Source organism: Streptomyces sp. NPDC048269, from assembly GCF_040652395.1.
In the GTDB taxonomy this organism is placed as follows: domain Bacteria; phylum Actinomycetota; class Actinomycetes; order Streptomycetales; family Streptomycetaceae; genus Streptomyces.
In genome coordinates this window covers 242,246-255,143 of record NZ_JBEZLW010000004.1, presented here as the reverse complement: position 1 = coordinate 255,143, position 12,898 = coordinate 242,246, and the positions used below count along the sequence as shown (strand labels likewise).

11 protein-coding genes are annotated in these 12,898 nt (G+C 71.8%); 4 read left to right on the top strand and 7 right to left on the bottom strand.

Annotation, left to right across the window (positions count from 1 at the left end):
• Positions 1–268: 268 nt before the first annotated feature.
• Positions 269–1,657, top strand: a complete 1,389-nt coding sequence (locus AB0D48_RS06790; RefSeq protein WP_362391542.1) for a nucleobase:cation symporter-2 family protein — start codon at positions 269–271, stop codon at positions 1,655–1,657.
• Positions 1,658–1,723: 66 nt separating this feature from the next.
• On the opposite strand, the gene AB0D48_RS06785 is transcribed toward AB0D48_RS06790, so the two are convergent.
• The 4 genes from AB0D48_RS06785 to AB0D48_RS06770 all read right to left on the bottom strand — a co-directional run bounded on the left by AB0D48_RS06785 (position 1,724) and on the right by AB0D48_RS06770 (position 6,326).
• Positions 1,724–2,311, bottom strand: a complete 588-nt coding sequence (locus AB0D48_RS06785; protein ID WP_362391540.1) for a 3'-5' exoribonuclease — start codon at positions 2,309–2,311, stop codon at positions 1,724–1,726.
• A gap of 49 nt (positions 2,312–2,360) precedes the next feature.
• Complete coding sequence (locus tag AB0D48_RS06780; protein ID WP_362391538.1) at positions 2,361–3,551, bottom strand: GDSL-type esterase/lipase family protein; 1,191 nt, start codon at positions 3,549–3,551, stop codon at positions 2,361–2,363.
• 267 nt (positions 3,552–3,818) lie between these two features.
• Complete coding sequence (gene aceB / locus AB0D48_RS06775) at positions 3,819–5,438, bottom strand: malate synthase A (protein ID WP_362391535.1); 1,620 nt, start codon at positions 5,436–5,438, stop codon at positions 3,819–3,821.
• A 252-nt stretch (positions 5,439–5,690) separates the two neighbouring features.
• The gene (locus AB0D48_RS06770) at positions 5,691–6,326 is read right to left on the bottom strand and encodes a nucleotidyltransferase family protein (RefSeq protein WP_362391533.1); all 636 of its coding nucleotides are present in this window, start codon (positions 6,324–6,326) and stop codon (positions 5,691–5,693) included.
• 243 nt (positions 6,327–6,569) lie between these two features.
• On the opposite strand from AB0D48_RS06770, the gene AB0D48_RS06765 reads away from it, so the two are divergent.
• Positions 6,570–8,057: a PLP-dependent aminotransferase family protein gene (locus AB0D48_RS06765; protein ID WP_362391531.1), complete on the top strand. Its 1,488-nt coding sequence runs from the start codon at positions 6,570–6,572 to the stop codon at positions 8,055–8,057.
• 95 nt (positions 8,058–8,152) lie between these two features.
• On the opposite strand, the gene AB0D48_RS06760 is transcribed toward AB0D48_RS06765, so the two are convergent.
• Entirely contained in the window at positions 8,153–8,782 is a 630-nt protein-coding gene (locus AB0D48_RS06760; protein WP_362391530.1) for a response regulator transcription factor, read from the bottom strand.
• Positions 8,782–9,981, bottom strand: a complete 1,200-nt coding sequence (locus AB0D48_RS06755; RefSeq protein WP_362391528.1) for a sensor histidine kinase — start codon at positions 9,979–9,981, stop codon at positions 8,782–8,784. The genes AB0D48_RS06760 and AB0D48_RS06755 overlap by 1 nt, the downstream gene beginning before the upstream one ends.
• A gap of 135 nt (positions 9,982–10,116) precedes the next feature.
• On the opposite strand from AB0D48_RS06755, the gene AB0D48_RS06750 reads away from it, so the two are divergent.
• Together AB0D48_RS06750 and AB0D48_RS06745 are read left to right on the top strand one after the other, a co-directional pair.
• Entirely contained in the window at positions 10,117–11,205 is a 1,089-nt protein-coding gene (locus tag AB0D48_RS06750) for an ABC transporter permease (RefSeq protein WP_362391526.1), read from the top strand.
• A complete protein-coding gene (locus tag AB0D48_RS06745) occupies positions 11,202–11,894 on the top strand; it encodes an ABC transporter ATP-binding protein (protein ID WP_362391524.1) in 693 nt (230 codons plus the stop codon). Before AB0D48_RS06750 ends, AB0D48_RS06745 begins: the two co-directional genes overlap by 4 nt.
• A 128-nt stretch (positions 11,895–12,022) precedes the next feature.
• Here the strand turns inward: AB0D48_RS06745 and AB0D48_RS06740 are convergent, their stop codons facing one another.
• Entirely contained in the window at positions 12,023–12,826 is an 804-nt protein-coding gene (locus AB0D48_RS06740) for an IclR family transcriptional regulator (RefSeq protein WP_362391522.1), read from the bottom strand.
• Positions 12,827–12,898: the final 72 nt, after the last annotated feature.

Genomic DNA, 12,898 nt, shown 5'->3' with positions numbered 1-12,898 from the left:
ATGAGTCCGGCCGGGGGGGACGGCCCCCGGCCGGCAGCCGCGGACCCGAGCGGGGTCCGTCGGCAGCCGTTCCCGGGAAGCGCCTGGTTTTTGAGGGCGCTCCCGGGAGCGGTGACTCGTGCCATTGGCTTGTTTGCTGCGGAACCGACTCGGGCGAATCGTTTCTGCATGTGTCCTCACAACTGAATACGGCTCGACTCGCACAGCTTTCGCACCACCTCCAAGACACCCATGTCCCTGCCGACGTGTTAACCGACCGGAGGAAGCCGTGGCCGCAACGCCCAGGTTTCGAAAAGATGCAGTCGCAGTACCGGAGGAGAGGCACCCGGTCGACGAGACCCTTCCTCCGCTGAAAATGTTCACGAGCGGCCTCCAGCACGTGGCCGCCATGTACGCGGGTGTCGTCGCCCCGCCCATGATCGTCGGCCCTGCCGTCGGCCTCTCCGCCACCGAGACCGCCTTCCTGATGGGCGCCTCGCTCTTCACCGCAGGGCTCGCGACCCTTCTCCAGACCCTCGGCTTCTGGAAGATCGGCGCCAAACTCCCCTTCGTCAACGGCGTCTCCTTCGCCGGTGTGACCCCGATGATCGCGATCGGCAAGGGGGAGGGGGCGGACGCCATCCCGGTCATCTTCGGCGCGATCGTCGTCGCCGGAGTCCTCGGCTTCTTCGCCGCCCCCTACTTCGGCAAACTCGTCCGCTTCTTCCCGCCGGTGGTGACGGGTACGGTCATCACCCTGATCGGCGTCTCGCTCCTGCCCGTCGCCTTCAACTGGTCGCAGGGCGGGAACCGCACCGCCACCGACTACGGCTCGATGAAGAACATCGGCATGGCGGCGGTCACCCTGGTCACGGTCCTGCTGATGCGCAAGTTCCTGCGCGGCTTCCTCCAGCAGATATCCATTCTGCTCGGCCTGGTCGCGGGCACGCTGATCGCCCTCCCGCTGGGCATGACCAGCTTCGACGCCGTCAAGAACGCTTCGGTGATCGGCTTCCCGACCCCGTTCCACTTCGGTGCTCCGCAGTTCCAGGTCGCCGCGATCGTCTCGATGTGCATCGTCATGCTCGTCTGCATGACCGAGTCCACCGCCGACATCCTGGCGCTGGGCAAGATCGTCGGCCGCCCGGCGGACGCGAAGACCATCGAGGGCGGCCTGCGCGCCGACACCCTCGGCAGCGCGATCAGCCCGCTCTTCAACGGCTTCATGTGCAGCGCCTTCGCCCAGAACATCGGACTGGTCGCCATGACCAAGGTCCGCAGCCGGTTCGTGGTCGCCGCCGGCGGCGGCATCCTGATCCTGCTGGGCCTGTGCCCGATGGCGGCCTCCGTCATCGGCGTCGTCCCGCTGCCCGTCCTCGGCGGCGCCGGCATCGTGCTCTTCGGCTCGGTCGCGGCGAGCGGCATCCAGACCCTGGCCGGCGCGGCCATGGAGAAGGGCGAGAACGCGCTGATCGTCGCCGCCTCGGTGGGCATCGGCCTGATTCCCATCGCCGCGCCGGAGTTCTACCACGCCTTCCCGAAGGACCTGCTGGTCGTCCTCGACTCCGGCATCAGCACCGGCTGCGTGGTGGCGATCCTGCTCAACCTCGCCTTCAACCACCTCGGCGCCGGCAAGGGCGCGGCCGCGGCCGCCCCGGATCCGGTCCCGGTGCACTGACCGGCCGTACGGCGGTGCGGACGCCACCCACTGCGGGTGTGGCGTCCACACCGCCGTACGCCGTGGTCAGGGCTGCCAGAGCATCAGGTTGCTCATCAAATCGGCCTGCTCGATCGCGTCGTCCAGCGCGTGGTGCGTGTGCCGCCGCCGTGACAGCAGTTCGCGCGGCATCCGCCCCTTGACCGCGGCTCGCAGAGGGACGCGCGCCTTCGTCGCGTAGAGGGTCTTCATGTCCAGGCATCCGGAGTGGCCGAAGGGGCTGTCGCCGCCGAACCGCATCAAGTACCAGTACAGGAAGGTCCAGTCGAAGGAGGCCGGGTAGCCGCACATCACGGGCTGCGCGCCGGCGGAGACCTCGCGCACCCATGTACGGAACTCCGCCATGGCCGTCTGCGGATCGGCACCCTCCCGGGCCAGCCGGTCCCGGTCCAGCCCGCTCACGGCAAGGGCTTCGGGTACGAACTCCTCGCTGATGGGCCGCAACTCGCGGTAGAACGTGCTCTGTTCGGGATCAGCAGCCGTATACGAACCGCCGTCCTGCCGCCCGGCGACTGCCGCCCCGAAGCTGATCATCGAGTACGGCCCGGGAATGGGTCCGTCGGCCTCGATGTCGACGGAGATGTACAGACTGGGTCGTGCGGTACGGGCTGCCATGCCCGAGAGCATGGCAGCCCGTACCCTTTCGGTCATCCGGTTTTCGCCGCTACGGCGCGGGGGTCAGGTACATCCCGCTCTGGTCGGCTCCGGCGGTGTTCTTGCAGCTGGCGCCGGAGTTCGCGGGCTGGGCGACGGCCAGGGCGAGGCAGCGCCCCACGGCCAGCTGTCCGAAGTAGTTCGGGTGCATGGACTCCTGGATCAGGCCCTGCGACTCGTTGTTGTCGATCCAGCGCGCCCACTCGCTGGTCTTCGCCGAGGCGGGGACCGTGGAGCTCACCTGCTTGCTGGCCTTGGCGCACACCTCGCGGCCCTGGAGCATGTCCCGCAGGTCCAGGAACTGCACGCCCTTGGCGGCGGCGACACCCTTGATACGGCCCGCGATCTGCGGGACGAGCGAGTCCCGCGCCCAGTCCGAGTCCCTGTTCCAGAAGGGGCAGCCGCCGGTGTTGAGGCGGCTCCAGTCGCTCTGGGTGTACCGGTTCTCGGCCCCGCGGGGAATCGGCGACGGGTAGGACTGCAGCACGATCCGGTAGGAGGAATCGGCGTACCCGGCCCCGCGCATGACGGCCCGCACCTCGTCCACGGACTTCCCGACGTTGGCCATGACCTGGTCGATCTTCTGGTCCACGCCGTACTGCTGGTCGTCGTAGCAGTACGAGTTCCACAGGATGAAGTCGTACGCGCAGTCCTTGATGATGTCGGCGAAGCCGAGGTCGTTCCCGCCGATGGACAGCGCGATGACCTTGACGTCGTGGCTCGCGGCCACGGCGGCGAGCTGATCGGCCTGCGGGGCCTCGCCCTTGAAGGCCACCCCGCCGTTTGAGGCGCGGAACACGTTCTCGGAAGTGGCCCCGGAGCAGGCCAGGTTCACGGCGACGTCGGCGATCGCCCCGGCGCTGCGCACCTCGGCGGAGTCGGAGCGGTGGCACCCGCCCGCCGTGGTCCCGTACACCTTGCCGGGATCGTAGGTGCTGCCGGTGACCCAGCCCCGGTCGGTCCCGTTCCGGTTTCCGCTGTTGGTCAGGCTGTTGCCCTTCCAGCGCCCGGCCTCGCCGGATATGTAACTGTCGCCCATGGACACCACGGCGGTGGGCCCGCTCCCGGTACTGGCCGCCGAGGTGCCGGCGCCTCCCGCCACCAGCGCGCTGACGGCGAGCGGCAGGACCATCCCGGCCCCCGCCAGTCGTCGCACGCGACGGCGGGTCCGGTCCTTGCTGACGTTGCGGAATCCGATCACTGCGGAACTCCTGCGGTAGGCCATGCCGAAGCCCAGGGGCAAGTCCGGTGCATGGCTGGAAAAGTGGGGGTACCGCCGGCCGGTGGCATCGGAAAGGTGACACGGCCCCACTTGTTACCGCTAGGTACAGGTAAGTTACGAACAAGTAACAACCGATCGGTCGTTCGGCTCGGTGCCCGGAAAACAGCTCCGCCCCCGCTGCCTGGAGGCAGCGGGGGCGGAGCCGGGGATGTCCGACTGCTGTGCGTTTCAGCCGGAAGCGGGGTATCAGCCGAGCAGCTGGTCGTACGCGGGGAGGGTGAGGAAGTCCGCGTAGTCCGCGTCCAGGGAGACCTGGAGGAGGAGGTCGTGGGCCTGCTGCCACTTCCCGGCAGCGAACGCCTCCTCGCCGACCTCGGCGCGGATGGCGGCCAGTTCCGCCGCCGCGATCTCGCGGGTCAGTTCGGCCGTCGCCGTCAGGCCGTTCTCGAAGACGACGCCGGCGTTGATCCACTGCCAGATCTGCGAGCGCGAGATCTCGGCGGTGGCCGCGTCCTCCATCAGGCCGAAGATGCCGACGGCGCCCAGGCCGCGCAGCCAGGCCTCGATGTAGCGGATGCCGACCTGGACCGCGTTGCGCAGGCCCTCGTACGTGGGCTTCGCGTCCAGCGAGTCGATCGCGATGAGCTCGCCCGGGGCCACCGAGACGTCCTCGCGCAGGCGGTCCTTCTGGTTCGGCTTGTCGCCGAGCACCGCGTCGAAGGAGGCCATCGCGATCGGGACCAGGTCGGGGTGGGCGACCCAGGAGCCGTCGAAGCCGTCGCCGGCCTCGCGGTCCTTGTCGGCCTTGACCTTCTCGAACGCGACCTTGTTGACCTCGGCGTCCTTGCGGGACGGGATGAAGGCCGCCATGCCGCCGATGGCGTGCGCGCCGCGCTTGTGGCAGGTGCGGACGAGGAGTTCGGTGTACGCCCGCATGAACGGCGCCGTCATCGTCACCGCGTTGCGGTCCGGCAGGACGAACTTCTCGCCGCCGTCACGGAAGTTCTTCACGATGGAGAAGAGGTAGTCCCAGCGGCCCGCGTTCAGGCCGGCCGCGTGGTCGCGCAGCTCGTAGAGGATCTCCTCCATCTCGTACGCGGCGGTGATCGTCTCGATCAGGACCGTCGCGCGGACGGTGCCCTGCGGGATGCCGACGTAGTCCTGGGCGAAGACGAAGATGTCGTTCCAGAGACGCGCCTCCAGGTGCGACTCCGTCTTCGGCAGGTAGAAGTACGGGCCCTTGCCGAGGTCGATCAGACGCTTGGCGTTGTGGAAGAAGTACAGGCCGAAGTCCACGAGCGAGCCGGAGGCCGGGCCGCCCTCGAACTGCAGGTGGCGCTCCTCCAGGTGCCAGCCTCGCGGCCGCATCACGACGGTGGCGAGCTGGTCGGCGGGCCCCAGGGCGTACGACTTGCCCGTGCGCGCGTCGGTGAAGTCGATGCGGCGCTCGTAGGCGTCGATGAGGTTGAGCTGGCCAAGGACGACGTTCTCCCAGGTGGGAGCGGAGGCGTCCTCGAAGTCGGCGAGCCAGACCTTGGCGCCCGAGTTCAGGGCGTTGATGGTCATCTTGCGGTCCGTCGGACCGGTGATCTCCACACGGCGGTCGTTCAGCGCGGCCGGCGCCGGGGCCACCTTCCAGTCCCCCTCGCGGACCTGTGCGGTGTCCGGGAGGAAGTCGAGGGTGGAGGTCCGGGCGATCTCGGCGCGGCGCTCGCCGCGACGGGCGAGGAGCTCCGCCCGGCGGGGGGCGAACCGCCGGTGCAGCTCGGCCACGAAGGCGAGGGCCGCTTCGGTGAGGACTTCGTCCTGCCGGGGCAGGGGCTCGGCTGCGACGATGGCCAGCGGGGACGGCGCTGGTGCGGACATATCTGTCACTCCTTCAGCGGCGGTGCCTTGCGGCCGCGGGGGAATGCTCGCGCGAGACGGCACGCAGTGCCGTCGGGTGTGGAGAGTTCCGGAATACGGTCGCGGGGCGCCGTCTGGGATTCAGGGCGCTTCTGACCAGTGGATAGTAATTTCCTCATGGTGGAAGTTCAATGGTTTGTTGATGTCGAGATTCTCCGAGTCGACAGATTCCGGTTGCCGGTGGCCCTCAGTGCCACTCTCGTTACGCCGCGCTCAGAGCAGCCGGGCCAGGTCGGGCGGGGTGTCGATGTCGTAGGCCTCCGCGATGTCCGCGCACTCCACCAGCATGAGCTCGTCCGCGTGTCGCGTGAGGTGCACCCGCGCGCCCTTGTCGCCCGTCGCCGTCGCCGCGATGTCCGCCCACCGGTCCGCGCCGAACAGCACCGGGTGGCCACGCTCCCCGTCGTAGGCCGCCGCCACCAGGCTCTCCGGGGAGCGGTACGCCTCCCGTACCCGGGCCACGGCCGCCGGCCCGATGCCCGGCTGGTCCACCAGCGAGACGAGGGCCGCGCGGGCGCCCGTACCGGCCAGGGAGGCGAGGCCGACCCGCAGGGACGAGCCCATGCCCTCGGCCCACTCGGGGTTGTCCACGACCACGCAGCCGGCCAGGTCCGCGCGCTCGCGGACCTCGGACGCCGAGGCGCCGAGCACCACGTGCACCGGGCCGCAGCCCGCCTCGCGCAGCACCCGTACGGCGTTCTCCACCAGCGGGCGGCCGCGGTAGGGGAGCAGGGCCTTGGGCCGGCCGCCGAGCCGCCGTCCGCCGCCGGCCGCCAGGAGGAGGCCCGCGATCACTGGCGGAGCGTTCCGGCCGGTGGTGTGGTCGCCCGGGTCCGTGTGGGATGACATGCCACCGATTCTCGCTCCTGGTCCCGTGTGCCCGGCCGTCTTTCACGGGTCAGGGCGAGGCGTACGGCGGCCAGTGCGGCCGCGGCCCTTACCGGCCGGGAGATCCGGTTCTCGGTGGCAGCCAGCAGGGCTCGTTCGTCACGGTCGGTAAGCATCGCGGAAGCTCCTTGCCAATCGGGGGCCAATACAGCGAGTCTGGTCCCCGATTGGCCTGGCCGTCAGAGCCAATCAGGGGAGGTTGGCATGGCGAACGGGCGAGTGGTCCACACAGCGGACAGAACCATCGGCAGCCGCCAGCTCGCGGCCCTGCTCCCCGCCGAGGTGCTGGCCCGCCCCGGCTACCGGGCGCTCGCCGACGCCGTGCGCACGCTGATCCTCGACGGCCGCGTCGCCCTGCACGTACGGCTGCCCGCCGAGCGCGAGCTCGCCGAAGCGGTCGGGGCCAGCCGGGCCACCGTCACCGGCGCCTACGACCTGCTGCGCGAGAGCGGCTACGTCCGCAGCCGCCGCGGCTCCGGCACCTGGACCGAACTCCCCGAAGGCCACCGGCCGGTCGGCGCGCACGCGATCGTCGGGGCGGGCGGCTACAGCGCCGACGGGGACACCGGGATCGACCTCGCCATCGCCGCCATGGGCGCCCCGGACGGCAGCCTCGCCGAGGCCCTGGCCTGGGCCGCGCCCCGGCTGCCGGGGCTCGCCCGCTCGCCCGGTTACCACCCCTTCGGCATGCCCGACCTGCGGACGGCGATCGCCGAGCGCTTCACCCGGCGCGGGCTGCCCACCCGCCCCGAGCAGATCCTGGTCACGGCCGGCGCCCAACAGGCCTTCGCGCTGGTCGTCGCCCTGCTCTGCCGGGCCGGGGACCGGGTCGTCACCGAGAACCCGACCTACGCCAACGCCCTCGACGCGCTGCGCCACGCGCGGCTGCGCACCGGGACCATCGCCGTCTCCGACGCGGGCTGGGACATGGAGATAGCCGAGTCCACCCTGCGGCAGCTGGTGCCGAGGCTGGCGTACGTGATCCCCGACTTCCACAACCCGACGGGCTTGCTGATGCCGCCGGAGCAGCGGCTGCGGCTGCTCGCGGCCACCCGGGCCACCGGGACCTGGCTGGTGGTCGACGAGACGATCGCCGACATCGCGCTGGACGTTCCCACGCCCGCGCCCATGGCCTCGCTCGCCCCGCGCGGCGGCGCCGACCACGTGATCACCATCGGCTCGCTCAGCAAGACGCACTGGGGCGGCCTGCGGGTGGGCTGGATCCGGGCCACCGCGAAGATGATCACAGAGCTGACGGCCGTACGGGTCTCCGCCGACATGACCGGCTCGGTACTCGACCAGTTGCTCGCGCTCCCGCTGATGGAGAGCCTGGACCGGGCCCTGCCCGCGCGCCTCGCGCAGCTGCGGATCCAGCGCGAGGCCCTGGTGCAGGCCCTCCAGCGGTACACCCCGGAATGGTCCTGGCAGCTACCGCCCGGCGGTCTGTCCCTCTGGGTAGACCTTGGCGAGCCCGTCAGTTCCGCGCTGGGGGAGCGGGCCGCGGCCGCCGGTGTGCACATCGGGCGCGGCGCCCGCTTCGGAGTGGACCCGGGGACCTTCGAGCACCGGCTGCGGATCCCGTACACCCTGCCCGCCGACCGCCTGGACGAGGGCGTACGGCTCCTCGCGCAGGCCTTCCACGACGGCGTCCCGCTGACCCCGGCGGTGGACCGGCCGCACTGGGTGGCGTAGGCCGTCCGGGCGGCACGGGACCCTCCACCCTCCCGTCGGCGCGGGGCCACCGGCCGTCCCCGCACGGCTTCGGCGGCCGGCCGGCGGCCCGACCGCTACGGCGTGCGGATCAGGCGGCGGGTGGCGGCGGCCGCGACCGCGGAGGTGCGGGAGTCGACGCCGAGCTTCGCGTAGACGTGTACCAGGTGGGACTTGACCGTGGCCTGGCTGAGGAAGAGACGCTTGGAGATCTGCTGGTTCGACAGGCCGTCCGCGACCAGTTGGAGCACCTCCAGCTCGCGCTTCGTCAGCGCCTCCGCCGGAGTCCGCATCCGGTCCATCAGGCGCAGCGCCACCGCCGGGGCCAGCGCCGACTGGCCCGCCGCGGCCGTGCGTACCGCCGCGGCCAGTTCCTCCGGCGGGGCGTCCTTCAACAGGTAGCCCGAGGCGCCCGCCTCCACGGCCGCCAGGATGTCCGCGTCCGTGTCGTACGTGGTCAGCACCAGCACCCGGGGCGCTCCCGGGCGGGCCGTGATCAGGGCCGTCGCCTCGGAGCCGTGCATTCCGGACCCGAACTGGAGGTCCATCAGGACCACGTCCACCGGCTCGCCGGCCGCCAGTTCCACCGCCCGTTCGGCGGTCGCCGCCTCGGCGACCACCGCGAAGTCCGGTTCGGTGTCCAGCACGGCGCGCAGTCCGGCCCGGACGACCGGGTGGTCGTCCGCGAGGAGCAGCCGGATGGTCATCAGGAGGCCTCCAGGGGCAGGGGCAGGGTGACGGCCACGGCGGTGCCCTGGCCGTAGCCGGACTCCACGGTGAACAGCCCGCCCAGCGTCTCGGCGCGCGAGCGCATCGCCGGCAGGCCGAAGCCGCCCTCGCCCGACGGGGCGGAGGAGAGGTCGAAGCCCTGCCCGTCGTCCACGATGTCGAGCGTGACCGAGGCGTCCATGAAGGTGAGCGTGATCTCGGCCCGCCCGGCCCGCGCGTGGCGCACCACATTGGCCAGCGCCGACTGCGCGATCCGCAGCAGCGCCACCTCGTACGGGGTGGGCAGCACGCGCGGCCTGCCGCTCAGCGAGAACCGCACGCGCGGCCCCGGCGCCCCCGAGCACAGCCGTTCCAGCGCGGCGGCGAGCGACCCGTGCTCCAGATCCGGCGGGGTGAGGGCCCGTACGAAGCGACGCGCCTCGGCGAGGTTCTCCTGGGCGGCTTCCCGCGCCCGCGCGATGTGCGCCGCGGCCTGCGAGTCCACGGGCAGCGTCCGCTCGGCGGCCCGCAGCAGCAGCTGGATCGAGGAGAGTCCCTGAGCCAGGGTGTCGTGGATCTCCCGGGCGAGCCGCTCCCGTTCGGCCAGGATCCCCGCGCCCCGCTCGGCGGCGGCCAGCTCCGCGCGTGTCGTGATGAGCTCCTCGATCAGCCGGCGGCGCCGTTCGCTCTCGCGGTACAGCGCCTGGTAGCCCAGTACGGTGGCCACCGCCACGGCCCCGCCCAGCAGCGGACCGAGGAACGCCCCGGGCGTGACGGCGCTGCTGTGCACGAGGAAGCCGCCGATGGCCGCGCAGGCGGTCACCGCGACGGCCGCGACCCCCCAGCGCAGACGCAGCAGGTGCAGCTCCAGGAAGTACAGGGGGAAGGCGATCCACAGCCCGTCGGGGGAGACCGCCAGCAGGGCCGCCCAGACCGCGCCCAGCGCGGCCAGCCACACCGCCCCGGCGCGCGGCGACGTGTGCACGGCGGGGGCCCGTACGCCGCCCGCGTACACGGCGGCCAGGGCCGCGCAGGCGGCGACGACCCAGCCGGCCCGGGGTGTGGAGTCGGCGACGGCCCGTCCGGCGGCCAGCGCGAGCAGCCCGAGGAGCAGCGCGTGCAGGCACAGCCGCAGCACTTTGGACACGGGGGTGAGGGGGCTGGAAGCGGGAGGAGCGGGAGGATTCAGAGCAGCCATGGCCCGACCAGCGTAAGTGGGCCCGGACCGCCCCCCGGTCAACCAAAAGTTTGATGTTCGTATGCATCCTTCGACACGAGGATCGCTACCGTGGCGCGATGCCTTGTGTCCACGCGGACGACCAAGGTGGGGGACATGTTCGTCGCATGGAGAGATCTACGGTTCGCGAAGGGCCGGTTCGCCCTCATGGGCTCGGTCGTACTGCTGATCACGCTGCTGGTCGGCCTGCTGTCCGGGCTCACCTCCGGCCTGGCCCGGGAGAACATCTCGGCCGTCACCGGGCTGCCCGCCACCCATCTGGCCTTCGCGGCGCCCGCCGGTGACCAGAAGGTGTCCTTCACCAGCTCCCAGGTGCAGGAGAAGGCCTGGCAGGCCTGGCGGGGGCGGCCCGGGGTGACGTCGGCGGAGCCGCTCGGCATCCGCACCACCAACGCCGCCTCGGGTGAGCGCACCGCGGCGGTCTCGGTCTTCGGTGTGGAGGCCGCCGGGAAGCTCGGCCCGCGCGGCAGCGGCCTCGGCCAGGGCCGGGTGGTCCTCACCGAGAAGGCCGCGAAGGAGCTGGGCGGCCTCACCGCGGGCGCCGAGCTCACGATCGGCCCGCTCGAACTGTCCGTCGCCGCGGTCTCCGGCACCGACGCCTACAGCCATACCCCGGTCGTCTGGATGGACCTGAACGACTGGCAGCGCATCGGCAGCCCCGGCACCTCCCCGGGCACCCTCGCCACCGTCATCGCCCTCGCCACCAGCGGCTCCGCCGACCTCGCCGCCGGGGACAGGGTCGCCGGCACCAAGGCCCGGACCGTGGACCAGGCCCTGGACGCCATAGGCTCCTACCAGGCCGAGAACGGCTCGCTCCAGCTGATGCGCGGCTTCCTCTTCGTCATCTCGGCCCTGGTGATAGGGGCCTTCTTCACGGTGTGGACCATCCAGCGCAGCGGGGACATCGCCGTCCTGAAGGCACTGGGTGCCTCGACCCCGTACCTGCTCAAGGACGCGCTGGGCCAGGCCGTGGTCATGCTGGCGATCGGCACCGGGCTGGGCACGACGCTCGCCGCCGGCTTCGGCGCGCTGATCAGCGGGGGGAACGTGCCCTTCGTCCTCGGCGCCGCCACCGTGCTCGTCCCGGCCGCCGTCATGATCGTGCTCGGCGCGCTGGGCGCGGCCCTGTCCATCCGGCGGATCACCGCCGTCGACCCGCTGACCGCCCTCGGGAGCGCCCGATGACCCTGCTCGTGCACGACGTCACCCTCACCTACCCCGACGGCGAGACCCGGCTCACCGCCCTCGACTCGGTCGGCCTGGAAGTGCCCGCCGGCACCCTGACAGCGGTCATCGGACCCTCCGGCTCCGGCAAGTCCAGCCTGCTCGCGGTGGCGGCCACCCTGGTCACCCCGGACTCCGGGCGGGTCGTCGTCGCGGGCAGGGACACCGCCGCGCTGAGCGCCGCCGAGAAGTCGGCCCTGCGCCGGGAGGAGATCGGCATCGTCTTCCAGCAGCCGAACCTGCTGGCCTCGCTGACCGCCGCCGAACAGCTCCAGGTGATGGCCCACCTCTCGGGCCGGCCCGCACGGGCGCTGCACCGGCGCGCGCTGGAACTGCTGGACGCGGTGGGTCTGGCGGACAAGGCCGACAAGCGCCCCCACCAGCTCTCCGGGGGCCAGCGCCAGCGGATCAACATCGCCCGCGCCCTGATGAACGAGCCCGCCGTGCTGCTGGTCGACGAGCCGACCAGCGCCCTCGACCACGAGCGCGGCGCGGCCGTGCTCGACCTGCTGGTCACGCTGACCCGCGAGCGCTCGGCGGCCACGGTGCTGGTCACCCACGACCACGCCCACCTGGAGCGGATGGACCGCACGGCGACGATGGCCGACGGCCGCCTGACGCAGAGCCCGGACCCGGTCCCGGCGTCCTGAACGGCTCCTGAACAGCGTCCCGACCGGCGCCCGACGGGAGTCCCGACGAGCGTACGGAACGGCCCCGGCGCCCCTCTGTTTCGAGGGGCGCCGGGGCCGTTCCGTACGGCTGCCTGCCAGGGCTGGTGCTAGGCGGGGCTCTGGTTGGAGAGGGCCACCGACAGCTCGGCTGCGACGCCCTGCAGGATCGGCACGAAGGACTCGGCCACCGCCTCGGTCACCCGGCCCGCCGGGCCCGAGATGGAGATCGCGGCGGCGGTCGGCGAGTTCGGCACCGACACGGCGAGGCAGCGGACTCCTATCTCCTGCTCGTTGTCGTCGACCGCGTAGCCCGTCTTGCGGACCTGCTCCAGCGCGTCGAGGAAGCCCTCGGGCGTGGTGATGGTCTTCTCGGTCGCCGCCGGCATCCCGGTGCGGGCCAGCAGGGCCCGCACCTCGTCGGCGGGGGTGTAGGCGAGGAGCGCCTTGCCCACACCGGTGGAGTGCGGGAGCACCCGGCGGCCGACCTCGGTGAACATGCGCATGGAGTGCTTGGAAGGCACCTGGGCGACGTAGACGATCTCGTCCCCGTCGAGCAGGGCCATGTTCGCCGTCTCGCCGGTCTCCTCGACCAGCCGGGCGAGGTAGGGGCGGGCCCAGGTGCCCAGGAGCCGCGACGCGGACTCGCCGAGGCGGATCAGCCGGGGTCCGAGGGAGTAACGTCGATTGGGCTGCTGACGTACATAGCCGCATGCCACGAGGGTGCGCATGAGGCGGTGGATGGTCGGCAGCGGCAGACCGCTCGCGGCGGAGAGCTCGCTGAGACCGACTTCGCCCCCGGCGTCGGCCATGCGTTCGAGCAGATCGAAGGCGCGCTCAAGGGACTGGACGCCACCGCTGGCGGCGGTGGGCTTGGCGGAAGCGTCGGTGGTGCTGGCGCTGGACGTCGGCACGGCGCGGTCCTTTCGGTGCTGGCAGGCAAGGAATCAGCCTACCGGTCGGTCGGCGTCGGCCCTAGAGCAGGG

Bases quoted from the DNA above. Each gene is read 5' to 3' on its own strand.
- AB0D48_RS06750 (WP_362391526.1), top strand. From the start codon at position 10,117: ATGTTCGTCGCATGGAGAGATCTACGGTTCGCGAAGGGCCGGTTCGCC.
- AB0D48_RS06755 (WP_362391528.1), bottom strand. From the start codon at position 9,981: ATGGCTGCTCTGAATCCTCCCGCTCCTCCCGCTTCCAGCCCCCTCACC.
- AB0D48_RS06760 (WP_362391530.1), bottom strand. From the start codon at position 8,782: ATGACCATCCGGCTGCTCCTCGCGGACGACCACCCGGTCGTCCGGGCC.
- AB0D48_RS06785 (WP_362391540.1), bottom strand. From the start codon at position 2,311: ATGGCAGCCCGTACCGCACGACCCAGTCTGTACATCTCCGTCGACATC.
- AB0D48_RS06765 (WP_362391531.1), top strand. From the start codon at position 6,570: ATGGCGAACGGGCGAGTGGTCCACACAGCGGACAGAACCATCGGCAGC.
- AB0D48_RS06745 (WP_362391524.1), top strand. From the start codon at position 11,202: ATGACCCTGCTCGTGCACGACGTCACCCTCACCTACCCCGACGGCGAG.
- AB0D48_RS06770 (WP_362391533.1), bottom strand. From the start codon at position 6,326: ATGTCATCCCACACGGACCCGGGCGACCACACCACCGGCCGGAACGCT.
- aceB (WP_362391535.1), bottom strand. From the start codon at position 5,438: ATGTCCGCACCAGCGCCGTCCCCGCTGGCCATCGTCGCAGCCGAGCCC.